This window comes from Hallerella porci (assembly GCF_003148885.1).
Taxonomy (GTDB): domain Bacteria; phylum Fibrobacterota; class Fibrobacteria; order Fibrobacterales; family Fibrobacteraceae; genus Hallerella; species Hallerella porci.
Genome location: NZ_QGHD01000017.1, coordinates 18,049 through 42,259, shown reverse-complemented (window position 1 = coordinate 42,259; position 24,211 = coordinate 18,049). Strand labels below are relative to the sequence as shown.

The following is a 24,211-nucleotide window of genomic DNA, read 5'->3' as shown; positions in this document are numbered from 1 at the left end:
TTAACGGAAAGCGAAATAAACTGCGCCGATTAAGCAAAGCGCAGACCACAAATAATCGAGCTTCAGCGGTTGATGCATCATAAAAACTGCAAATGGCGCAAAGACCGTTAAAGCGACGACTTCTTGAATCACTTTTAATTGCACCACATTGAGCGCTGTGTAACCGTAACGATTTGCGGGCACTTGAATGAGATATTCAAAAAGCGCAATTCCCCAACTCGCAACCGCCGCCACAATCCATGGGCGCGCGCCCAAAAATTTCAAATGCCCATACCACGCAAAAGTCATAAAGAGATTTGAACAGACGAGCATTAACGCGGTAATAATTGCGACTTTTAACATAAGCTACGAAATTTTAATGGGCGAGTGATGTTTAACATAAACCGCAAACAGAATAAAAAATGAAAAAGAAATCGCAGCGTGAAATGCGATTAAACTAGCGACAAGCGCCGCAGCGATTGCAAAAACCGAGAAGAAAATTTCTTGCACATCTGCAATGGATTCATCGTCCAAAGTTTCAAATTCCGAAGGCGATAATCCCGAAAGCGATGAAATGATATCTGTCGAATCCGCGGATTCAAACGCCGATAAATTTTCATTCACAATCGGCTGCAACATTTTTAAACCCGAATAATCCGAAACAAAAGAAAGCGAAATTAAAATGCCAAGAGCAAATAAAAATCGATGGCGGATTCCATGAGCAATGCGCAAAAGGCAAAGTCCGAAGTAAATCGCAGCAACTGTTTCGAAACAGAAAATCACCGACCAAGCGACATGCAACGCAGCACTGTCGGAGAAAATAGAATAGAGCGGCGTTAGCAAAGAAAGAATTCCTGTTGCGAAAATAAAAATCATCCAAATGCGCTGCAGCGTTAATTTTTCCGAAGATTCCTCGGGAAAAGATTTCCAAAGCCAACGGAAAATGGCGGCGTTTCCCCAAAGAGAAATCAAAAGTAAAAAGGGAAGCCAAAGCGATAGCAGCGTAAACGACGACGAAAAAATCGACAACATTCCAAGAGAATGCACCGCATAAAATCCGAGGTAAGCAAATGTTCCTAGAGGCATCACCAATGCGGCGATGACCGCAAGAAAAATCGGGAGCTTTACCGAATGCGTCATTTAAACTCCGAGTTCCGAAAGATCATCGCGGATGACCAAAAGAATCGCATTTTGTCCGACGACTTCGTAACGTTCTCCGTTGATTTCAATTTCAAAAGCATTGCCGTGCAAATAGAGCGCTTGGTCGCCTTCTTCCACTTGCAGAGGAACATAATTTATCGGGCTTTCGGCTTCTTTCAAAAACGCATCGGGTTCTGTCGATGGAATCGGATAACCGGGACCGACCTTTACCACGATTCCCGTGTGCACCGCATCTTTTTCGCGGACGCCTGGCGGCAAATACAAACCGCTGCCCGTTTTGGACGCAGCTTCTAACGGTTTGAGCAAAATTCTATCGCCGATCATCACAATTTTTTCTGCATTCTTATCCATATACTGTAAAATTAGAATTGTTTATGCCGATTTCACGTCAATTTTACACAAGCCACTTTGCTTTTTCGAAAATTTTATGTATAATATAGGCGTCTACTTCAGATAATAGACAAAATCGCTGGGAAGACAACCTCAGCAAGGAGATAACAATGAACGATAAAAGAACAAACTTCTGGGCAGAGCGTGCGCTCGATACAGAAGAATACACATGGGATCGAGATTTCTCGACAACTTTTACCCGAGAAGACGAAGACGCCGGCTCTTGGTGGATGGACGAAAAATAATCGCACTCCCAATTCACACTAACCGCAACCCTGGTGATTTTCACCGGGGTTCATTTTTTAAATGAGTCTGTTTACACCAGACTCATTTTTATTTTTAATCTATCAATAATTTGCAAGTTCTACGGAAACGCCGTTACATTTTTCATCAAAGACGACATTAAATGCATACAGTACTCCATCAGCATCTGTAGCCGTGCAAACCGCAGCATTTGTACCATTATCCGCTCCGCTCCATTTGACATACTTATCAACATTAAAGCCTTTTGATCTCAACGCTTTGCGACATGCTGAGGCTTTAGGTCTTCCTACTTCATCTTTGCACCGTGTTTCTGCTGAAGCAGTTTCCGATTTTGAAGTAGCATTTGAATCTGAGATATTTGAAAAATATACAATGATTATACCAATGATTACCAAGAAAATCACTAGAAATATTTTTTTCGAATCATGATCATCATCTTCTAAATCTTCATCAAACGGATTTTCATTTGTATTCATCTTGTAGCTCCTTTATTTTTATTATTATGTAAAAAAAAAGTTACTTTTGTCAAATGTTATATGATTGATTTTACGTTGCTTGTTTTTAATCCGCTCAATCTCACGCAAATTTCAACAATTTCAAAAAATGAATATTCTCTATTTTGCAAAATGAACTTTTAAATACTTCTATTAGCAAAGCGCCCTAAGCATAGCTAAAAAAGCTTTTTTATTTCTAATTTTACCGCGTGATTCAAGTTCAAAATATTACGAAATCTTTTGGCACGCAAGACCTTTTTAAAGACGCGAGTTTTTTGGTCGGTCCGCGCGAACGCATTGGCATTGTCGGCAGAAATGGCTGCGGAAAATCGACGCTGTTTAAGATGATTCTCGGCGAAGAATATATCGACGGCGGAAAAATTGACATTCCGAAAAATTATACTCTCGGCTATTTGAAGCAGCACATCAATTTTACGCACAAAACTGTTCACGAAGAAGCTTGCTCAGTTTTACAAATTAACGAAGACGGTTGGCTGGACACGCACCAAGTTGAATCCATTCTTTTCGGTTTAGGATTTGATGCCGAATCGATGCAAAAAGATCCGATGCTTCTTTCGGGCGGTTTTCAGATTCGTTTAAACTTGGCGAAAGTTTTGGCGAGCGAACCGAATATGCTTTTGCTCGATGAACCGACGAACTATTTGGACATTGTTTCGACGCGTTGGCTCGCCCGTTTTTTGCGCGGTTGGAAAGGCGAAGTTTTACTGATTACTCACGACCGTAAATTTATGGACAGCGTGTGCACGCACACATTGGGCATTTACCATAAAAAAATGCGCAAAATTCAAGGTCCCGTTTCAAAGCTCAAAGAAACGATTGCGATTGAAGAAGAAGTGGCGCAGCGCACGCAAGAAAATGAAGCGCATAAACGCGAACAGTTGGAACGCGTTATCGATCGTTTCCGTTTTAAGGCAAGCAAAGCGGCGATGGTGCAATCGAAAATTAAAGCGGTTGAACGCCTCGGCGAAGTGACGCGTCTTGAGCACGAACGCAACTTGGAATTTTCGTTTAACGAAGCGGATTTTCCGGGCAAGCGGATGATGCAAGTCAAAGATTTGAGTTTTCATTTTGAAAACGGTCCGACCCTAATTCAAAATTTATCCGCAGAAATTTTTAAAGGCGATCGCGTTGCGATTATCGGTCCAAACGGACGCGGAAAAACGACGCTTTTAAATTTAATTGCAAATGAGCTCAAACCGATTAGCGGTTCTATTTCATTAAATCCAAATGTGCTTCTCAATTATTTCGGGCAAACAAACATTAACCGTTTGGATTTGAATAAAACCGTCGAAGAAGAATTGCAATCGTCGATTACGAGCGCAGAACGCGGAAAGGCGCGCAGTCTCGCCGGCTTAATGATGTTCAGCGGTGACGCCGCCATGAAAAAAATCAAAGTGCTTTCGGGCGGTGAACGCAGCCGTGTTCTTCTCGGAAAAATTTTAGCGACGCCGTGTAATTTACTCCTTCTCGATGAACCGACAAACCACTTGGATATGGAAAGCATTGAAAGTTTAATCGATGCTCTCGAAGATTATCAAGGAACTGCGATTGTCGTTTCGCACGATGAAGAATTGCTGCATGTTTTTGCAAACAAATTAATCGTCTTCGATGGCGGAGAATGCTTTATGTTCGAAGGAACTTACGCCGAATTTTTAAGCAAAGTCGGTTGGGTTGAAGAACGCAGCGAATCCGTTTCCAAAGTGGCGATTGAAAAAAATGAAAAATCCGAGAAAGCAGAAATCGCAGCTCCCATTGGAAAAGATAAAGACAGCCGCCGCGCCCGCGCCGCTTATGTGGAAGAGCGCGCCAAAGTCATTCGCCCGCTTGAAAAGCGCATCAAAAAATTAGAAGAAGAAATTCAAAAATTTGAAACCGAAGCCAAAAAGTGGGAGGAAGAATTAGTCGCTGCTAGCGAAAAAAATGACGGAGCTCTCATCGCTCAAATTGCGAAAAATTTGGGAGAAGCCAAAAAGAAAACCGACGAAACTTTTGAAGCTTGGGAATCTGCTTCTGCAGAACTCGAAGAAGCGCAAAAAAAATATCCGCTTTAATTTCAAAAAATTTTCATCAAAAAAGCTCCGCATTCGCGGAGCTTTTTCTGTTACTTTTTAATTCTTCGAATTCCCCAGCTTCGGGTGACTTCTTTCTTTTGACTATCGCCGCCGAGAACGCCGATTTTAATTTTCAATTTTGCGATGTAAGCGCCTGTGCCCGCGATGCGTCCTTTGTTGCTACGAACATTCCAAGCGAGATAAATATTTCCCGAATTTTGAATGCAATCGCCGCTGAAAATCGCATCGGTGCAACTGAGTTTTCCGCTTGAAGAATTCATGTACACGCCGAGATTCGTGTAGAAATTCGCTTCGTATTTGACGTATAAACTTTCTGCGCTTGCGCCTTGTGCTGCAGCGAGTTCGCCCAAGTCAAAGCGAATTAAAAATCCCGGAAGTCCGATATTCTTTTCGGCTGTTTCATACGGAAGTCCGAGCGCCACTTTATACGGAATGACCGTTGAAGAATCTTCAAATTCCATCAACTTTTCATTGTCCGCATTAAAGACCGTCGCCGATTCCACCGTAATATATTGTTCGCCGACAATGCGCACCCAGCGATTATTTTCGGCCGCTGCATTCTGTGACAAGTCTTTTAAAATTCCCGGAGCGATGCGAATGCTATCGCCGACCGTTGGGAGAACACCGTTTTTATTGGAATAGAAAACTTCATAACGCGATGTTTTGCGATTTCCAGAAACCGGATAAATTTGATGCGATGATTCCGAACCATTTCGCCACGCTTTGAATTCGAAGACCGAATCAAATGCAACTTGATTCGTATCAATTGCTTCGCTGAATACAATCGCTAATTGATACACGCTTTCGCTGCGCGGAGTTACAATCGCATTCGTAATCACAGGACCAATTTTATCGTGAATTTTTCCCGACACTTTAAATTCCAATGTATCCGTTGCACCGGTTAATGTATCGGTCACCGTTTTGTGGAAAATGCTCGTGTAACTGCCCGCATAAATAGAATTCGAAGTGTTTCCCGTAAAGAGGAAATTCAGCAGCGAATCTTTTTCAAAGACGAGAAGCGAATCTAAATAGCGATGCGATTCTACGCTTTTGCGATTTTCTTTGTGCCAAGTTGAATCGCCGAATTGCCACTGCACCGAATCCGGCGCGTTATCGTCCACGATTGCTTCACCATAAGAAAGCACCAAACTGTCTGCGACGCCATCACCGTCGCGGTCTCGCATCCAACCGCCATTCGGAATGGGAACTGGCGGCTTTTCCAAATTGATTTTTGACCAAGTTAAAATGTTATCGTATGCGGGACTCGAAAGCGAGAATGCGCCATTTTCAACCGCAGCAGTTCCCATCACATAGAATGTTGCCCGTCCATTTTTCACTTCGATAGAATCTAAAAGTCCGCCCGACGCATCGGCGAGAGCGAGCGAATCTTTTGATGAAAATTTGAGAACGCCGTCACAGCCGCTATCGCAAGGCGTTCCCATATAAACCGCCATCACGTTTACCGCATACGGAATAAACGCATATTGTCCGAGTCGCACTGTATCCGGATTCATTTCATTCCACAGAGTGTCTGCGAAAACGATCGTCGGCAGCGGATATTCTGGAACCGTGAAATAGATTTTCGAAGACTGCGAAAGGTCCGATTCCAAATAGAAATAGAGAGTGTAAGAGCCCGGTGCAAGAGTCCGCGAGCGCACAACGGCTGCGGTATCAATGATAAAGCCCGACATCGTTTCGGAAATGGTAATGCCTCCGAAATTGACTCCCGGTCCAAGGGTATCGCCTTCTTCAGAAAGTCCTGGCCCCATCAAAATGAAAAGTGACGCCGCCGGAATTGTATCGACTTTTGCCACGCTCGAAATATCACAGCTCAGCGATTTATCGACGAGCATTTGCCAAATTTCATACGAAATCGTCCCATCTTTCGTCGGAATTTCAACCGGATAATAAGTCTTCTCCGTTTCCAAATTGATGGATGTTCGCATTTTAAAATTCGAACCGGTGGCATTTCGTTCCGAGAAGAAAATGCGGAATGGATAAGTTTCACCTTCGATGAGTCCGAGAGTATCCAAATTCACTGCGCCTTCCACAGGGCTATGGCATCCGCCGATATCAACGACCAATCGATTATCAATAAACACCCAAACATCATCGTCGCCGCGGAATTCAAAGTATTGCCCTTTCACATATTGGAACTGCGCCGAGATTTTCATTGAGAAACTGTAATTGTGCATGCAGCCCGAAACCGCCCAATCGAATTTCGGATTTTTAATCGTCTTCGCCGAATCGAGATATTCAAAATCATCCAACGGATAAAATCCCGGATTCACCGGATCATTACAATTTCCCGCTTCCGTAATATCCGCAAGCCAGAATCCTTCTTCATCCAAAGTCAAATCGATGTCGCGGCAAGCCGCATTGGTGTATTTGCGTCCCGCAGCATCGACCGCTAATGTTTCCGGCACAAACCATTTTTCAATTTCATGCGCCGCAGAACATTTGCCCCATGGATAATCCTGCGAATCAACGCGTTCCGGAAGACCCGAAGGTCCAAGAATTGGTTTTACCATTCCCATCACATGACCACCGCATTTGCGATTTGTCGTTAACTTCCCAGCAGAATCTAAGAATGTGACTTCGGTATAAGCGTTGCCATCGTAAATGCCACCAAAGTCCACGTCAATGCTATCGGGATGTGATTCGCCCGCCCAGTCCACAAGCATCGCAGAAATTTGCATCGTCGGACAAATTCCCAAACGTCCTGGGAATGTCGTATGTAACTGCGGTTTACTGCTCGAAGTCGGATAAGGCATTACCCAAGCCGTGTCCGAAAGCGCAAATATCGAATCGAGCGAAATGCTTTCGCCATCTTTTGTGCCCGAGGCCGTATAAATTGCAAATCCAAAAGTCTGTTTAAATGTCACATTCCATTCGGCGACATGTTTATAGTAAGCGGCTTGATACCAGCCACAAGTATCTTTGGAGAACGGACCCATTTTCACGGTATCGCCATTGACGAGCATCGATGGCGTCATATCATCCCACGGACTCATTAAACGCACCGTTTTCTTTTCAAGCGGAGCAAAGGTCATATCAATGCGTCCATCAATCGATGTCGATGCGAAAACCCAAGTTTCGTAAACTCCTGTGGGGAAGAACGAAGAAATCGTCGGCTTTGTCGAATGCAAGAAATAAGAAACTTGCGGCCATTCATTTTGGCGACGATAAAAGTCTACCGTTGCGCCCGCCGAATTCCATTCTTGTTTGCTCGTTATCGTCGTTTCGAAATCATAATGCCACCAATATCTATCTTCGCCCGTTGAATCCATCGCCTTCGGATTATTGACAATATTATTCCCGACTGAAATGTATAAAGCGCTATCGCGGTAACTGGTATTAGAACGCCACGGATGATAAACATGCAAAGTTTTCGTCGAATCAAAGCAAACGCCAAGAGTTCCTATTTTAGCCGAAGCCGTCGGAATCGCCACCGTTCCATCGACATAAATCGTATCGTTCGAAGCGAGCGCCTTTGAAAGGTCAACAGTTCCTTCCATCGGAACCGCAAGATAATTCGCATAAAGCCTATCAAAGTAAGCGCTCTTGACCGCATTTGATTTTAGCATTGCCGGAGTTAATGCGCCATAAAACCAACCGCATTTTGAAGAATCATCCACCGCGAAGCGCATCATCACCGAATCCGCGCCAAAAATCATCCGCGGAAGTGCTTTGTTTCCCCACGGACTTTTAAACCAAACAATTTTAGAACCTGGCGCCATATACGACTTAGAAAAAGAACCGTCGGCATTTGTATAGAGCCAAAGTTCATTGTCCGAACCAAAAAGCGAAACCGGCTTAAAAGCTAAAGCCTTTCCCGCAGAATCCGTCCACGCCTCGCAATGATTATTGTTGTAATTATTATCCGATGAATCGGGACAAAGCTTTACATCAAAATTTTGCCAATCTTGAAAATCCGAAACATTTTTATCCCACGTATAAGAAAACCAACCATTTCCTTCGGATTTCATCTTCGTATTGGAACCCGCTTCGTAAATCGGATTATACGAAGTGGTGCTCCCTAAAATATGCAACTTATATGAAGATTTCGTCGCATCATTTCGCCACGGTGACTGAATATGAATCGTAAGCGCAGCCTGTGCGCTCGCAAAAAAGCACAAGCAACAAACGCAAAAAACCTTATGAAGCCAATCCCAGCCCATAATCACTCCTTTTCAAACACTCACCTGTAAAGATAATTTAATCGAATGAATTTGTTTGTAAAATATCAATTTACGCAGAAGATGATTTTAAAACAAAAAGTCCCGCCGAAGCGAGACTCTTTGCGTTAATTTTAGATTAACCTTTCTTCGCACGATGACTGTTTGGAATCCATTCCGTCTTGTGGACTTCGGGAATATCATCCAAAAGTTTGAGCGTGTTCGGTTCCGTCGTGTTATCCAACACTTCTGCCGGAGTTCCTTGGTTCACAATTTTTCCGTCATGCATAATGAAAATGCGATCACTCACATAGTTTGCAAGACCGATATCGTGAGTCACGAAAACGACGGTCATCTTCAGCTGATCTTTCAACTTGCGAAGATAATCAAGAATGTTTGCGCGCACGCAAGCGTCCACCATCGAAGTCGCTTCGTCTGCGATAAGCACCTTCGGACGAAGAGCAAAGATACGAGCAAGAAGCATACGCTGCATCTGACCGCCCGAAAGTTCGAACGGATACTTGCCTTCGATATCTGCCGGAGTGACGTTCACCGCCATTAAACCTTCATCGACACGACACCGAATTTCTTCTTTACTCGGCTTGTCTTTGAGGATGTTGAGAGCATCTTCCAACTGACTGCGAATGGTGAAGAATTGGTTAAAGCATCCAAACGGATCTTGGAAAACGAATTGCACTTCGTTCCAGTGATCTTTTTGGTTCTTAATTTCGTGTCCGCGATAAGTAAATTCGCCCGACGTCGGCTTGTAAAGTCCGAGCATAATTTTTGCCAAGACCGACTTACCGCAACCCGAGCCGCCCACGATCGAAATAAATTCTTCGTCGTAGATGTCAAAGGTGACATTATCGACAGCGACTTTCAGGTTTTTGCCTGCACCAAAAGTTTTGCTGACATTCTTTGCCGAAAAAACAACAGGCTTAGTTTGCATAATCGCACCTCACATCACGATCGCCGACAATACGGAGATTCTGGGTATTCTTCTTGCAATCTTCACACGCCATTTTGCAACGCGGAGCAAAGCGGCAGCCGACGATTTTATTCTTGAGGCTAGGAGGCGCACCTTCAATCGCCACCGGATGACGATTACGCTGACTCGCTTCAGTACTGAGCATTGCGCCCATCAAAGCCTGCGTATAAGGATGACGCGGATCTTTCACAACTTGTTCCGACGTTCCCTTTTCCACGATTTCGCCCGCATACATAATGGCGATGTTATCGGCCACATGATAAAGCAGCGGAAGTTCATGGGTAATGAAAATCATCGTCTGGAAAATTCCTTTGTCCAAAAGATCGAAAATCATCTTGATCACGTCTTTCTGCGTTGAAACATCCAAAGCCGAAGTCGGTTCGTCTGCAATCACCATCTGCGGGTTGAGAAGAGTCGAAATACCGATCACAGAACGTTGGCGTTCCCCAGCTGTAAGCTGAATCGGATACGAATTCAAAACGCGAGTTGTATCCATGCCGAAGAGATCAAAACGTTCGCAAAGACGATCGTAGATTTCTTTCTTATCCAAGCTTTTGCCCGGTTTTTGGTGAGCCGCAATCACATCGGCTGCAATATCCTTGATTTTGCGAACCGGGTTCAATGCGTTAAACGCACCCTGCGGAATCATCGAAACTTTCTGCGCAAGAACATTCGAACGAATATCTTCAATCGAACGATGCATTAAAGATTCCATTTCTCCGTTTTCATTGCGAACGCGAACGTCGCCTTTTTCCGGATAAAGCGGCGGAATGCACATACCCATAAGACCGCTCACGAGAGTGGACTTACCGCAGCCCGATTCGCCAGCGATGCCAAGGATTTCGCCTTGCTTCATCGAGAACGAAACATCGGTAACCGCATGCGTCTTGTCGCCAAAGCGTCCGAGGTAATAGAGACCGAGATGTTCTACTTCAAAAACATTGTCTGACATAGTGAAACCTCTTACTTGCGGAGACGCGGGTTGAAGACGCCTTCCATCGACGTATTGATCAAATACAGAGCGAACACGGTCAAAGTGACGACGAGTGTTGCCGGCAAGAACGCAATCCAAATGGAGTCAGCGAGAGCGCCGTTATCCTTAGCCTGGTTCAAAATGATACCCAACGAAGTGGTATCCACAGGGCCAAGGCCAATCATCGAAATGGAAGCTTCGGAAAGAATTCCGGAACCTACCTGCATGATGAACACCATGAACACATAAGAAAGCAAATACGGAAGCACGTGCTTAATCACAATCGTCAAAGTGCTAGCGCCATTGATACGAGCGAGCGCAATGTGGTCGCGGCTACGGAGAGACGAAGCCTGAGCACGAACGGCACGAGCAGACCAGCTCCAAGCGGTAAGACCGATCACCACGCCGATCAAAGTCAATGAACGGCCTTCCTTAAAGGCGGAGCTAATGAGCACGAGAATCACGAACTGCGGGATAACGATGAAGAGGTTCGTTCCCATGTTCAAGATTTCGTCAATCCATCCACCGCGGAAACCGCCAAACAGACCGATCAAAACACCGAGAGTCGTTGCAATGATACCGGCAAGGAAACCCACATAAAGGGAGTTGCCAAGGCCTTCGATCAAAAGCGAAACATAGTCGCGGCCAAGATGGTCAGTACCGAGCAAGTGAGCTGCGCTAGAACCCGCATAAGGGCCAGCCATGATATCACGAGCGTGGGTGTCAACATTGTAGAACAGCGGTCCAAAGACAGCGATCAACAGTGTAAGAACAAAGATCGAGATGCCGATGACAAACATTGGAGATTTGAGAAGGTTTTTAAGAAGCTTTCCCATGATTACTTACCTCCCATCTGAAGACCGGCCTTAACGCGCGGATCGAAAATCGCGATCAAGACGTCAACGGCGAAGTTTGCAACAAGAACGCAGGTAGAAATCATCAAGGTGCAACCCTGAATGGTAGCGTAATCCTGCTTATTAATGGCGTCGAGCATAGCCATGCCGAGGCCCGGGTAAGAGAAGATCATTTCAGTAATGAGAGCGCCGCCAACCATTGCACCAAGAGACTGAGCAAGACCGGTGAGCTGCGGGAGCATCGCATTGCGGAACACATAGCTGATAATGCGTCCTTCACGAAGTCCAAGCCACTTCGCATACTTCATGTAATCCGTACCGAGCTCATAAATGGACATGGAACGCATACCTGTTGCCTGACCGGAAAGAAGAATCGGGAAGCAGGAGAAGAACGGAAGGATATAGTACCAACCGACGCTCTTCAAACAAGCCCAGGAGAACGTAAATTCAGAAATATCCGGGCTCATGTTACCCACAGCCGGGAACCAGCCAAGAGTGATCGAGAAGAGAGCCACGAGAAGCATACCGAACACAAAGTACGGAACACCATTCAAGAACATCGCAACCGGGAAAAACACCTTATCAAAGATGCCACGCTTGTAAGCAGCAAAAGCGCCAAGAAGGTTACCGATGATCCAGCCCAAAAGAATGGTCGGAGCCTGAATCAAAAGCGTCCACGGAAGGGCGTTCTTAATAATGGTCGTCACTTCGGTATTGTTCGTATAAGACTTGCCAAGGTCACCCTTGCACACATTACCAATGTAAGAGAAGAACTGAGAGATTGCAGAAGCACGCTTCGGTTCGGTCTTGAGAACGACTTCGTCCACCATGACGGTGTCCTGACGTTCTGCCTGGACCTGTTCCATAACGGCGACTTTTTCAACCTTGGCGACCTTCTTTTTAGTCTTCGGGTCTTTTTCCATCACCGGCTTGCCCTTCGCATCAAGGACCGTTTTTTCTTCAAAAACAGGCTTACCTTCTGCATCAAGCTTTTGACGTTCCACCATCTTCGGAGTTCCGTCTTCGTTCACAACCTTCACAGTCGTTACAACCGGAGCACCATTTTCGTCAAGTTTTGCAACCTTACGGGTAACGGCGTTGCCAGCACTATCCAATTCAGGTTCGTAAATAGGATTGCCCTGATCGTCCAATTCGGCCATGCCGAAAGAAACCAGGAGTTCGGCTTTCTTCTTCTGAGCTTCAGTCGGAGAAAGACCCTTACCGGCCTGACCCATAATGATGTCAACCGGATCGCTACCGCCCACACGAGGCAATGCGAAGTTCAAAGCCACCGCAAAGAAGAAGGTCAGGAGATACCAGAACCCCTTCTGCAGGACATAGCGAAGCATAGGATATTGTTTAAGCATTTGTATTCCTTTTAACCTTTATTTTGCAAGCTTCAAGTTCCAGAGGATCTTGGTGCCGGAAGCAACCCAAGGAAGCTGAGCCGGAGCATAAGGATTCTCAGCGGTAGGCCAATTCGTCCACACGCGATCGCTGAATTCATAGAACTGTTCCGGCAGATAAACCAGCGGAATAGACGGTTGATCTTCCATGAAGATCTTGTTCAATTCACGATAAGCCTTTGCAATTTCGGAAGAATCGGTCATCAGCGGAATTGCAGACAAAAGCTGATCCACTTCCGGGCGGTATTCCGGAGAACCCGGCTTGTTGTAACGTCCGATGTTCACACCAGCCCAACCACCAAGCGGCTGCCAATCACGAGAAGACATGATTTCGTTGAAGCGGCTCCACGGAAGAGACGGTGTTACATCTGCGACCGGCTTGTGCATCACCAAGTCAAAGTTTCCAAGACCCATAGCCGGCCAATACTGACCACCATCCACAAAGCCTTCACGGATATCGATACCAGCCTTACGCATACCGTCAACAGCGATCGTCACCATGGCTTCCCAGTCGGTCCATCCAGCAGGAGACGTAATCGAAAGCGTCGGCAAACGTTCACCCTTAGCATTTTCCATGTGATTGAGAGAGCCATCTTCATTGAAGACGGATTTGATGCCCGCTTCGGAAAGCATCTGCTTCACCACGTTCAAACGTTCTGCATCATCGGTAATCGAAAGATTTGCACCGTACGTAGAAAGGTCTTCGTCAACAATATACTTGCCTTCCAAATCGGTCGGCATAATGAGTCCAGGTTTCAAAGAGGAAGTGTAATTCGAAACTGCAAACTGACGGAGTGCGGTATAGTCGATTGCAGTAGCCAGTGCACGACGGAAACGCTTGTCGTTAAGCGGTTCCTTCGTCGTGTTGATGACGAGCTTCGGCATCGCACCCGGGCGAAAATAAGGAGGTTCGTTCCACCAAGTGTGAACGCCTGCGCCAGCCTTACGTTCGATACGCGGAATGAAGCTCTGGGAAGCGTCCAAGTTGCCCTCGCGCATGGCGATCGTGTTATGTTCGTTGTTCTTGTAAATCGGGTGAACAATATACTTAGGAGCCGGCAGCTGGCCGTTATGGAGAGCCGCGTTTCCCCAATAATCATCACGACGCTTCAAGATAATTTTGGATTCATTGTAGGACTGAAGGCCATAAGGACCGGAAACAACCGGATTTTGATCCATGAGCATCTTCTTGACTTCGTCCAGGCCCTTTTCCTTAATCATCGGTTCAAAGACATGGGCCGGAGCGATACGAGTCGCCTGCAACAAGTCACGCACGGTAAGCGGATTATTTCGAGCCTGCTTGTTCACCATAAAAGAAAGACGTTCCACAGGACCTGCGTCATTTTTCAAAGTATCAACGTGAATAGCAGAAATCTGTTCTGTGGTGTTAATCGAGCCGCGGAGGAACATGAAAGTCACATCGTTAGAGGTAACCGGTTTACCATCGCTCCACTTTGCCGCCGGGTTCAAATCCACAACGATACTATCGTTGTTGGAAAGTTCTTCAACCAAATGGCCCAAAAGATCTTCGATCTGACCATTCAAAGAGTTGTACGTAATCAACGGTTCGTACATCAGGTTGAAGCGACCGCCTACCGGCCAGGATGCAGCCCAGCTTTCTGCCAACGGGTTGAAAGAACCCGGTGCTGAATTCTGCTGACCAGACAAGTAAAGCGTTTCCTGACGGAGTAACGCGCCGTTAGCCATTTCGCCATCCGAAGATGCGCCACTGCAACCGACCAAAATGCCAAAACACGCCGACAGGGCGAGCGTGCCTCGGGCGATCGTTTTCATACAATTCATCTATAATCCTCTTGATGTTTCTGCACAAGAACGTCCAGTTTAAACTTGACGCGCATAATTTAAAATACTTTTGCAAAAAATCATCGAATGTAAATTTTTTTTCAAACTTTATCGGGAATACGCCCTCTGAAATGTTTATAAAAATTAACATTATTTTTTTTCGTCGTCGACATTTTCCTCAATTTATCCCTTTTCGGGCATTCCCGCACACGTGCGGTCGGGCTCCGGCGTTATCATTTTGGGCGTCTTCGCCGCCCAAAATGTCCGTTCAGCTTTTGGCGCGCTTCGCGCGCCAAAATCCGAACCCATCCGGGCTCGGATCCCTAATGCATTTTCAAAAATTTCTGCAGCTTTTGTAACTTATCTGTTACAAGCATAAAATCATTCCAATTTTCCCCTAAAATAAAACGCTCTGCCGTAGCAAAGCGTCAACGCCTTTTAAAAACGAAAAAGTCAACTTCAAAACGCGACTTTTTTACAGAAAATTCAATTCTCAATAAACTCGAAATGCCGCCTTACAAGTAAGGCGGCTTCCGAATTCTGATCTAGAAAAGGATTAAAGACCGAGTTCTTTCACGACGGCATAAATGCCGCGCTTTTCGATCGTGCGCAGACCAGCGGCACTCACGCGAAGAGAAACCCAACGATCTTCTTCAGGAACGTAGAAACGCTTGTTGAAGAGGTTCGGAAGTTGACGAATCAACTTCTTACGGTTCGAGTGAGAAACCATGTTGCCAACGAGGGCGCCTTTTCCAGAAACTTCGCAAATACGGCTCATTGTATAACTCCGTGTTTTTAGTGGGCACAATTTTAGTTAATTAAATGCATTTCGTCAAGATGCTAATTCAGCAGGAAGCGGAAACTTGAGTTTTTCCTGCATTGTCACCAAATTTTCGACTTGAATTTCGGTCCATTGACTCGAAACCCAATGAACAACCTCTTGAACTAAATCTTCGGGAGTGCTCGCTCCGCTCGCAAGTCCAACAACGTCAATGCCTTGGAACCATTTCGCATCGATATTATCCACGCAATCGATCAGCCGCGACGGAATTCCGTGTTCCGTTCCAAGTTCTGCTAAACGATTTGCATTCGAAGAATTTTTGGAGCCGACGACCAAAAGCATTTGCACTTGATTGCAAAGAGAACGAACCGCCCCCTGCCGATTTCCCGTCGCATAACAAATGTCCCCGTGTGCTGGACCGACGATTTCTGGAAATTTTTGTCGAAGCGCGTCGACAATACCTTGCGATTCTGCGACAGAAAGAGTCGTCTGCGTAATATAGGCGAGTTTCACATTTTCGGGAAACGATAATTTGGCGACGTCTTCTACATTGCGAATTAACGTCATCGAGCCTTCGGGAAGTTGTCCCAAATGTCCTTCGACTTCGGTATGACCCGCGTGACCAATCAAAATAACATGGCGACCTGCTTCGTGATGCCGCTTTGCGCTCATGTGAACGCGCTGAACAAGCGGACACGTCGCATCCAAGATGCGAAGATTGCGTTTTTGCGCTTCTTTGTAAACGCAATCCGGAACGCCGTGCGCCGAAAAAATCACCGTTGAATTTTCGGGAACTTCCGAAAGATTTTCCACAAATATCGCGCCCGCTTCACGGAAACGTTTTACCACAAATTGATTGTGCACAATTTCATGGCGCACATAAATGGGCGAACCAAATTTTTCCAACGCTTTTTCAACGATGTGCAGAGCGCGATCTACTCCCGCACAAAATCCACGCGGACTCGCTAAGACGATTTTTTTCATACACTTTCCTTTTCATTTTTTGAATCCGCCGAAATCGTTGTGCGGACAAATTCCACAAAAGCATTATACGACGAAACGACTTTTTCGCGTTCATGCGCTAAGAATTGATAAACATTTTTTGTTTCCGGAAAAATCCGAGTTGCATAATCCGCGGGCTTTTGAATTTGCGCAATCGCGCCTTCGCGAAGAAGAGCTTCGACTGCGGCTTGTTGTCCGCGATAATGCGGGCCGATGCAAGTGGCAACGCCGAGTTTTAACGATTCCCAAAAATCGTGAACGCCGAGAGTCCGCGAAAAAGAGCCACCGATAATCGACGACTTTGAAAGATTTAAAACTTCGGTGAGTCTGCCGTATTCCGTCACCACAGAAACTGCGCCTTTTTTTAATTCAGGAAATTTCACCGTCGGAATTTTTTCGCGCAAAAGAACTTCGTTTAATTCAGAAACTTCTTCTTCAAATCGCGGAGCAAGAACAACCGTTTCATTTTTTTGCATCGCCATTTTTAGCATGGTGATTAACGCGCTTAATTCTTCGCGATGAAATGAAAGGAAAGTGGTATCCACCGGCGCATTTTCAATTTTTTTAATTTCTGTCGCAGACTTTGCCCACGGCAAAAGTTTCCAATCGCCGCCGACAAGAGTTTTCGCCGAAACCGCATAATCGCCCGCAGCAACAAAACGCGTCAAATCGGCACCCGATTGCATACTCACAAATCCGATGGCAGGAAATTCCGCCGTATCCACGCAGCGATAAAATCGTCCCGAAACGAGTGCGATTCGCGGTTCCGAAAATGCATTTCGCATCGCCATCAAATAGCCTGGCCACAATTCATTTTCGGCGAGAATAAGCATAACGGGCTTTACCGCCGACATAAAATTTTTCATCGCGGACTGCGTATCGAGCGGCGCAAGCGCCATTTGAATCGAAGATTTTTCTGCAATCGGTTTTAAAAAATCGAGGACTTCCACTTTTTGCGTCGTGATGAGAATCTGCGGAATTTCTGGAATGTCTTTTTGCAAAATTTTTGCAAGCGCTAAAAGCATTTTGCATTCACCGAGACTCGCCCCGTGCATCCAAAACAAAGGACCTTGCGGAAACGGCCCGCAAATGCGATCGCGAATTTTGAATTTTTCTTCGACAGCGGGAACTTTACTTGCCGCAAGCGCGACAGCTCCTAAAGTTTTCCGCATAGCATTTAATCCGAACATGAAAAATCCTTTTTAAAAAATCGGCAGTTCTAAATTTCTTCGAACGAGCAATAACAATGTATAAAACAAAAGCCAAATCCACGTCCAAACATCCGAACAAATCGCAGAAAAAATACTCCGAATCGCAGGCGATTTCGTTTCATTTTCTTCCGCATTTCTTTTTCTCTTCGGGATGAACTTCGGCGTTTTTTCTGCCCACGCGAGATAATCATTTCCGAATTGATTTTGCAAAAATTTTTCTTCGGAATCCGCCAAAAAATTTACAAACAAAGTAACCATTCCTGCAAAAATAAATGTTGCGATTTGCCAACCGAGATGAAACAAAGTAAAGGCGTAACAAATGCAAATGTTTGAAAGATAAAGCGGATGACGCACCCGCGAATAAATCCCCCAAGTGATGAGTTTTGGCGCAGCGATTTCTTTTCCACGAGAATGATTTCCGATGACGCGGCGCGCTTCTATGCGAATAAAAATTCCAACAAGCGCTAAGAGAATTGACGACGCCGGAATCCATTTTTCGGAATGCGGAAACAGCCAAAGAAGAATTGCAAAAATTCCTAAAATCCATCCGCGAAAACGATATAAAAATTGCGCGGAATTTTTCATTTCAATTTTCCTAAATCTAAAATTTCAAATTGCGAAGAAATTTCATCGGCGACTATTTCGTGAGTCGCTAAAAACGTCCACTTGTCCGCACTTTTTGCCGCTTGCAAAAATGCATTTAAAAGCGCATCGCGTTCCCGCAAAGCGATGAACGCAAACGGTTCATCTAAAAGTAAAATTTTTGCCGGCGAAGCGAGCGCCCACAGAAGTGCAACCTTTGCGCATTCGCCGCCCGAAAGGCCTTCTTTTTTTAGCAATTTTTCAGCTTGAATTTTTTCATAAAAGGCTAAAAATTTTTCATCGGATTTTCGTTTTAAAATTTGTTCGCCGATAAATTTCCGCGAAGGTAAAATCAAATTTTGCGAAACAGAAAAAATTCCATTTTCGGCAAAATTTTTTGGAAGAATCACTTCGCCTGCATTCGGAATTTCTAATCCCGCAATCAATTTGAATAACGTCGATTTTCCAGAACCATTTTCTCCGCGCAAAAGAATCGGTTTTTCTGTCAAAATTTTTAAATTCAAATTTTCATAAACCCGCGCATTTTCTGCATACGAAAAATCAACTTGATTCATCTGCAAAAAATTTTCTTCGTGCATTTTCATCGCGGGCTTTTTCGGAAATTTTTCAAATTCGATGAGAGTTTTTTGCGCACTTTTCGCAAGTCGCATTTGCGGAAGAAGCCGAGCACATTCTTTGACCGGTTTATAGCAAAGGAAAAGCGCCGAGCAATAAAGAATCAATCCTTCGGCAGCGAGATTTCCATTTAAAATCATCCAACCGCAAAAGGCGAGAATGCAAACAACAGTCGCCACAGAAATCGTTTCCATTCCTCCGGAAAGCGCCACTTTTTTGCGCCCGACCGAAATTCCCGAAAATTTTACCGCGCGCACTTTTTCGGAAAGTTGCCGCCTCATTTTTTTCAAATCTTCCGAAGAACTCCACAGACGAAAAAATCGTTTTGCATTTTCAAAGTCTGCGCGAAGTCCACCGCGGCGCGCCATTTCTTCTTCGACCGATGGCGCCATCGCATGCATTTTTTTTTGCACAAACGAAATGACAGGCAAAACGATGAGAAGAACGACCAATGTAAGCCACGGAGAAATGAAAAATAAAACCGGCAAAAAAATGAGCAGTTGTAAAATCGCTTGCAAAGTTTGCATCGAAAGTTCCACGCTCGATCCGATGATATGAATGGAATCGTAGGCGACCATTAACCGCTCATCGCTTTTTTGCGTATGAAAATATCGCGGCGATAAATTTTGCAACCGATGCAAAAACCAAAGCGAAAGCGAAGCTTCTAAATAGCGCCCCGATTTTTCAACTGCAATGCCGCGCCACAGCGTAAACACTAAGCGCAAACAGACCAATGCTAAAGTAAGAATCAACCATTCGGCGATGGAAACCGAAATCGTTTTCCCGAGAATTTGCATCAGCAGGCGCAAAGCAAAAAGCAATGCAGCATCCGCAAGACTCGCCAAAAGAACGAGCGGAAAAAGTCGAAAAAGAGCCCATTTCGCCCTATTTTTGAGCCATCGGGAAAGATTCATGAAAAAAAAATAGAAATTTTCTTCTTTCCCCCTTGACAAGAGTAAAATCAATTTCTATACTTGGCACATCTAAGCGATGCCCCTATCGTCTAGAGGCCTAGGACATGGGATTTTCATTCCCAGAACATGGGTTCGAATCCCGTTGGGGGTACTTAAAACAGAGTTCAAACGAACTCTGTTTTATTTTTTAAAGTCTTTTCAAATCCCATTTTTCAGTTTGAAAGTCGCTGTTGTTGTATTTTTCTACAACGAGAACTTCTCTTTGAATTTATCCCCATCTGCAGAATTTATCTATTTCATCTAAGCGAAAATTTTCGAGGACTCTTATGAAAAAACTTTTTGCTTGGACTGCAGCGGTTGCGCTCGGCATTTCTTCTTTGCAAGCGCAAGAAATTGCAACTTGGGCGGGCTTCCGCAGCGCCGTCGCCACATTTACTTTCGACGATAATTTGGCAAATCAACTTTCGATTGCTGTGCCCATTTTTGATAAATACGGCTACAAAGCGAGCTTTTATATTGTGAATAATTGGGCGCCGAATTACAACAAATACAAAGAATTGGTGACGCAAGGTTATGAAGTCGGCAGCCATTCGGATTCCCACGCAAATACAATGCCCGACAGTGAAATCGCAAGCTCCAAGAAAACGATTGAAAGTAAAATTCCCAATCAGCAATGCAATACGATTACTTACCCAAACTGCAACGAACCGAGCGAAACTCTTCTTTCGCAAAATTATATCGGCGGGCGCATTTGCAGCGGACAAATCGATAATAAAACTCCGCAGAATTACAACCGCATTAGTTCGATCATCTGCGGAAATACCGGAAACGTAAACACAGCGCAAGCGTTTCAACAAAAAATGCAAGAAGCGATTAACAAAAATGGTTGGGTGACATTTCTCATCCACGAAGTTGATAATGGCAGCGGTTACTCGCCGACTGATTCCAAAGCCATTGACGGTGCACTCAGTTGGGCGAAGCAAAACGATGAAAAAATCTGGGTGACCACTTTCCGCAATGCGATTATGTATTCGAAAGAACGCGACGCATCAAAACTCACAAAAGTAAGCGGGGACGCGAAAAGCGAAACTTATTCGTTGACGCATTCACTGAACACAACTCTTTCCTATTTCGATTATCCGCTTTCACTTCGCATTAAAAATACGAACAACTGGGCAACGGTAAGCGCATCGCAAAAAGGAAAATCGCTCGAAGCAAAAATTCAAGACGGTTACATTTATGTGGACGCGGTGCCGAACGGTGGCGACATCGTTTTAACAAATGAAAATGGAAGCGTGATTCCTTCGAGTTCTTCTTCTAGTGAAATTTCAAGTTCCTCGATTGCGAACACGCCATTTCATGGCGCCATTTCCATTCCCGGGAAAATTGAAGCCGAGAATTACGATGTCAATGCGTTCAGCGATTCCGATGGAAGAAATGATACTCTCGGTTTTCGCACAGATGATGCAGGCATCGTAAAAGCGGGCGCAGGATACGCTCTCGGTTACACAAACGCCGGCGATTATTTTGAATACACTGTCGATGTGAAAAATGCCGGAACATATACGGTTACCGTTCGCGGCGCAACAGGAAATGAAACCGCAGCAAGCGTCAGCCTTTCTGCGGGAACGAAATCCGTTCAAGCGAGCATTCCCACTCTCGGCGATTGGAATACTTACTCCGATGTTGAAGCGGGCAAATTAAAACTCAGCGCAGGAACTCAAATTTTACGATTGACAATTGACGATAGTTATGTCAATGTCGATTGGATTCAACTCGCCTGCGAAAATTGCGGGACCGATAAAATTTCTCAGAATATAAAATGGAAAATTTCGAATGGTTTTGTGCATTGCCAAATTTTTGATTTGAACGGACATCTCATCAAATCGCTGAAAACAAAAGCAGCAAGCGTAAGCGAAATTTGGAATACTGTCAATTCGAATTTACGTCGCGGCAATTATCTGCTGCGTCTCGGACGCGAAACTGCAATTCGCGTCACCAAATAAAAAGCTCCTTGTTTAAGTGAACAGCCTCACGCTCGGTAACGAGCGTGAGGCATTTTTTTCTGCATATAAAAATGAAATTCTGCGAAAAGTCCGATTAAAATTTTCCGAAATTTTCTTTCTCAATTCCGATTTTTGTCGCAGAGCCATGTCCGCAAAGAACGAAAGTTTCGGCGGGAAGAGTAAACAGTTTTTTTAACGATTGCATCAATGTGTCAAAATTTCCGCCGGGCAAATCGGTTCGTCCATAAGAATTGCGAAAGAGCGTATCGCCCGCAAAAAGAACATTTTCTTTTTCTGCATAAAAAGCAAGTCCGCCCGCAGAATGTCCAGGAACTTCAATTACTTTTAGCGTAAAATTTCCCACAACAATTTCATCGCCTTCGCTTAAAAATCCTTGCGGCGACGGAAGAGTTTCGGAAAGTTCTAAGCCAAACATTTTCGCTTGTGAACTCGCTTGTTCGATTAAAAACAAATCTTTCTTGGAAGCAAAATCGGAAGCGTTCCAACCTCGCAACGCAAAGCCGTTTCCAATGCAATGATCTAAATGCAAATGCGTAGAAAGCACTCGTAAAATATGCAACGAATTTTTCTGCACAAATTCATCAGCGCGGTGAAATTCTTCGGCATTATAAAATCCTGCGTCGATGACAACCGCATCTTTTGAAATTTCATCGTAAACGATGTAAGTATTTTCTTGAAACGGATTACATGGAAAGACTTGAATTTGCATAAAATTTTTAATCCCACATAATCGTCGGCGGAGGATCTTTTAAATCTGAATTATTTTTCGCAGCTTGAAATTTTTTCTCGATTTCAGAAAGACGATTTTTTTCGCGTTCTTTTGCTTCGGCAAATTTTTTGTCGAGATCTGCAGTGCGCGTTTTTTCTTTCGCCAAGAAATCTTCTAACGATTGTTTTTCTTGTTTATATTCTTTATGTTCGAGAACTTTTCCCGTTTCACGATCGACGATAATTGTCCCGAGACACATCGGGCATTCAATTTCAAGTTGCGTATTCATTAGTCATCTCTCCTGCCGAGAAGACCTGCCCGCAAAGCCCAATACAAGAGTTGCATAATGGACGAAATGGCGGCCGCTACATAAGTAAGCCCAGCCGCAAAAAGGACGCCGGCGACAACATCGCGTTCACGCCCCGGAGCAAGAATATTTAGACGGGCGAGACATTTCTTTGCCCGCGAAGAAGCGTCAAATTCAACAGGCACCGTCACCAAAGTAAAGAGAGTCGCCATGCCAAAAAGTACGACGCCGACGATGGCGACATTTTGTCCGATTGCCGCTTTCCCTGCCGACATTAAAATGATGCCGATAATCACAAGCCACGGTCCAAAATTAGAACCGATATTTGCCGCGGGCACAATGAAAGAACGTAACCACATCGGAAAATAATTTTGCGCATGCTGAATAGCGTGGCCAACTTCGTGAGCAGCAACGCCTGCAGAACTTGCGCTACGTCCATGATAAACATCGTGCGAAAGATTTAAAGTTTTATCCATCGGATTATAATAATCCGAAAGAAATCCGCCGGTTTCTTGAATGCGAACATCGAAAATTCCAGCATCCGCAAGAATTGCCGAAGCGACTTCGGCACCCGAAAGCCCGCTTTGAATTTGTACTTTCTGCCCCGCTTTAAATCGCGAATTGACAACAGCAGACACTACTCCCGAGATAATGAGAGTAATCAGTAAAATACCCATATAAAGAGGATCAAACATCATAAATGGAATTTCTCCTTTGCCTTTAATTTACGAAAAAATGTATCGCACAGTGTAATTTTTGAAAAATTTTTTATCGCGGAATTTCTTCGCCAAAATGCAAATAGCCGTCGCCTAAAAATTTGACCGGATAAATGCGTAAACTTTTTCTGTCCGCAGAAAATAAAATGGCCGCGCCGCTGAGAAAATTCATCCAATTTTGCGGTGAAAATTGAAGATGCGTATAAAATGCTAAGAACGGAACAATCCACGCATCGTGCGAAATAAACACGTTAAAATCGGCGAACGAATTTTCCAATAACAATTTTAAAAATTCTTTGGAGCCTGTTTCTAGCGGAAGAAATCCCGAAAGTTTTTCGTCTTGAATAAATCGACAAATCGCCGGATAAAATCCTTCTTTCAAATGCTTTTCGTAATCCACATTTTCGTTCACATAAAATTCGGCGAGGCGATCAAAAACTTTAATTTTTTCAACTGCATTGAAATTGATTGCACCGCAACCTTCTGCGATGAGCGCAGCTGTTTGCCGACAGCGCAAAACAGGACTTGCTCCAAAAAAGAATGATGCGCCGAAAGAATATTGAAAAATTTCTTTGCCCGCACCAAGCGCTTGATTTTTTCCCACTTCTGTAAGCGGTACTTTTGCACCGTAATTTTTATCGGTTGGAAGAATATGTCGCCTTTCTGCGTGACGCAAAAGCAAGGTGACTTTTTCATCGGAATGCTTTTCGCGTAAAATTTCGGAGATAGAAAAAAATCGCAAT

22 protein-coding genes and 1 tRNA gene are annotated in these 24,211 nt (G+C 44.6%); 4 read left to right on the top strand and 19 right to left on the bottom strand.

Annotation, left to right across the window (positions count from 1 at the left end; all coding sequences use genetic code 11):
• Genes B0H50_RS08635 through B0H50_RS08625 form a run of 3 tightly spaced genes read right to left on the bottom strand, consistent with a single transcriptional unit; the run spans position 1 to position 1,491 of the window.
• Complete coding sequence (locus tag B0H50_RS08635; protein ID WP_106198336.1) at positions 1–342, bottom strand: DMT family protein; 342 nt, start codon at positions 340–342, stop codon at positions 1–3.
• Between the two features lie 3 nt (positions 343–345).
• Positions 346–1,119, bottom strand: coding sequence for a hypothetical protein (locus B0H50_RS08630; RefSeq protein WP_106198335.1), 774 nt, complete (start codon positions 1,117–1,119; stop codon positions 346–348).
• Positions 1,120–1,491 (bottom strand): co-chaperone GroES, encoded by a 372-nt coding sequence (locus tag B0H50_RS08625; protein WP_106198334.1) that lies wholly within the window; start codon positions 1,489–1,491, stop codon positions 1,120–1,122.
• A gap of 149 nt (positions 1,492–1,640) precedes the next feature.
• Here B0H50_RS08625 and B0H50_RS13805 point away from each other — a divergent pair, with 149 nt between their 5' ends.
• Positions 1,641–1,775, top strand: coding sequence for a hypothetical protein (locus B0H50_RS13805; RefSeq protein WP_269843933.1), 135 nt, complete (start codon positions 1,641–1,643; stop codon positions 1,773–1,775).
• Between the two features lie 102 nt (positions 1,776–1,877).
• Here the strand turns inward: B0H50_RS13805 and B0H50_RS08620 are convergent, their stop codons facing one another.
• Positions 1,878–2,270 (bottom strand): hypothetical protein, encoded by a 393-nt coding sequence (locus tag B0H50_RS08620; RefSeq protein ID WP_109587566.1) that lies wholly within the window; start codon positions 2,268–2,270, stop codon positions 1,878–1,880.
• A gap of 227 nt (positions 2,271–2,497) precedes the next feature.
• Between B0H50_RS08620 and B0H50_RS08615 the strand changes: the two genes are divergently transcribed.
• On the top strand, positions 2,498–4,360 hold the full coding sequence (locus B0H50_RS08615) for an ABC-F family ATP-binding cassette domain-containing protein (protein ID WP_109587565.1): 1,863 nt from the start codon (positions 2,498–2,500) through the stop codon (positions 4,358–4,360).
• A 50-nt stretch (positions 4,361–4,410) separates the two neighbouring features.
• Here the strand turns inward: B0H50_RS08615 and B0H50_RS08610 are convergent, their stop codons facing one another.
• From B0H50_RS08610 to B0H50_RS08560, 11 genes are all read right to left on the bottom strand, one after another.
• On the bottom strand, positions 4,411–8,562 hold the full coding sequence (locus B0H50_RS08610) for a fibro-slime domain-containing protein (RefSeq protein ID WP_109587564.1): 4,152 nt from the start codon (positions 8,560–8,562) through the stop codon (positions 4,411–4,413).
• 136 nt (positions 8,563–8,698) lie between these two features.
• A complete protein-coding gene (locus tag B0H50_RS08605) occupies positions 8,699–9,508 on the bottom strand; it encodes an ABC transporter ATP-binding protein (RefSeq protein WP_233244665.1) in 810 nt (269 codons plus the stop codon).
• Complete coding sequence (locus B0H50_RS08600) at positions 9,498–10,499, bottom strand: ABC transporter ATP-binding protein (protein ID WP_106198329.1); 1,002 nt, start codon at positions 10,497–10,499, stop codon at positions 9,498–9,500. The genes B0H50_RS08605 and B0H50_RS08600 overlap by 11 nt, the downstream gene beginning before the upstream one ends.
• An 11-nt stretch (positions 10,500–10,510) precedes the next feature.
• Positions 10,511–11,356 (bottom strand): ABC transporter permease, encoded by an 846-nt coding sequence (locus B0H50_RS08595; RefSeq protein ID WP_106519313.1) that lies wholly within the window; start codon positions 11,354–11,356, stop codon positions 10,511–10,513.
• 2 nt (positions 11,357–11,358) lie between these two features.
• Positions 11,359–12,741, bottom strand: coding sequence for an ABC transporter permease (locus B0H50_RS08590; protein WP_106519314.1), 1,383 nt, complete (start codon positions 12,739–12,741; stop codon positions 11,359–11,361).
• Between the two features lie 18 nt (positions 12,742–12,759).
• Complete coding sequence (locus B0H50_RS08585) at positions 12,760–14,583, bottom strand: ABC transporter substrate-binding protein (RefSeq protein WP_109587562.1); 1,824 nt, start codon at positions 14,581–14,583, stop codon at positions 12,760–12,762.
• Between the two features lie 556 nt (positions 14,584–15,139).
• On the bottom strand, positions 15,140–15,361 hold the full coding sequence (gene rpmB / locus B0H50_RS08580; RefSeq protein ID WP_106198325.1) for a 50S ribosomal protein L28: 222 nt from the start codon (positions 15,359–15,361) through the stop codon (positions 15,140–15,142).
• Between the two features lie 54 nt (positions 15,362–15,415).
• The gene (gene ispH, locus B0H50_RS08575; protein ID WP_109587561.1) at positions 15,416–16,348 is read right to left on the bottom strand and encodes a 4-hydroxy-3-methylbut-2-enyl diphosphate reductase; all 933 of its coding nucleotides are present in this window, start codon (positions 16,346–16,348) and stop codon (positions 15,416–15,418) included.
• A complete protein-coding gene (locus B0H50_RS08570; protein ID WP_106198323.1) occupies positions 16,345–17,556 on the bottom strand; it encodes a 3-deoxy-D-manno-octulosonic acid transferase in 1,212 nt (403 codons plus the stop codon). Before B0H50_RS08570 ends, ispH begins: the two co-directional genes overlap by 4 nt.
• Before the next feature lie 12 nt (positions 17,557–17,568).
• Positions 17,569–18,162 carry a methyltransferase family protein gene (locus B0H50_RS08565; protein WP_106198322.1) on the bottom strand — a complete coding sequence of 198 codons (594 nt, stop codon included), beginning with the start codon at positions 18,160–18,162 and terminating at the stop codon, positions 17,569–17,571.
• Positions 18,159–19,709, bottom strand: coding sequence for an ATP-binding cassette domain-containing protein (locus B0H50_RS08560; RefSeq protein WP_106198321.1), 1,551 nt, complete (start codon positions 19,707–19,709; stop codon positions 18,159–18,161). Before B0H50_RS08560 ends, B0H50_RS08565 begins: the two co-directional genes overlap by 4 nt.
• A gap of 78 nt (positions 19,710–19,787) precedes the next feature.
• Here B0H50_RS08560 and B0H50_RS08555 point away from each other — a divergent pair.
• Positions 19,788–19,860, top strand: a tRNA-Glu gene (locus B0H50_RS08555).
• A gap of 175 nt (positions 19,861–20,035) precedes the next feature.
• A complete protein-coding gene (locus B0H50_RS08550; protein WP_106198320.1) occupies positions 20,036–21,715 on the top strand; it encodes a carbohydrate-binding protein in 1,680 nt (559 codons plus the stop codon).
• Positions 21,716–21,809: 94 nt separating this feature from the next.
• Here the strand turns inward: B0H50_RS08550 and B0H50_RS08545 are convergent, their stop codons facing one another.
• The 4 genes from B0H50_RS08545 to B0H50_RS08530 form a co-directional block, all read right to left on the bottom strand.
• Positions 21,810–22,445, bottom strand: a complete 636-nt coding sequence (locus B0H50_RS08545; protein ID WP_109587560.1) for an MBL fold metallo-hydrolase — start codon at positions 22,443–22,445, stop codon at positions 21,810–21,812.
• Positions 22,446–22,452: 7 nt separating this feature from the next.
• A complete protein-coding gene (locus B0H50_RS08540; protein ID WP_106198318.1) occupies positions 22,453–22,734 on the bottom strand; it encodes a hypothetical protein in 282 nt (93 codons plus the stop codon).
• Positions 22,734–23,450, bottom strand: coding sequence for a zinc metallopeptidase (locus B0H50_RS08535; protein WP_106198317.1), 717 nt, complete (start codon positions 23,448–23,450; stop codon positions 22,734–22,736). The genes B0H50_RS08540 and B0H50_RS08535 overlap by 1 nt, the downstream gene beginning before the upstream one ends.
• Before the next feature lie 70 nt (positions 23,451–23,520).
• Positions 23,521–24,210, bottom strand: coding sequence for a histidine phosphatase family protein (locus B0H50_RS08530; RefSeq protein WP_109587559.1), 690 nt, complete (start codon positions 24,208–24,210; stop codon positions 23,521–23,523).
• Position 24,211 lies beyond the last annotated feature (1 nt).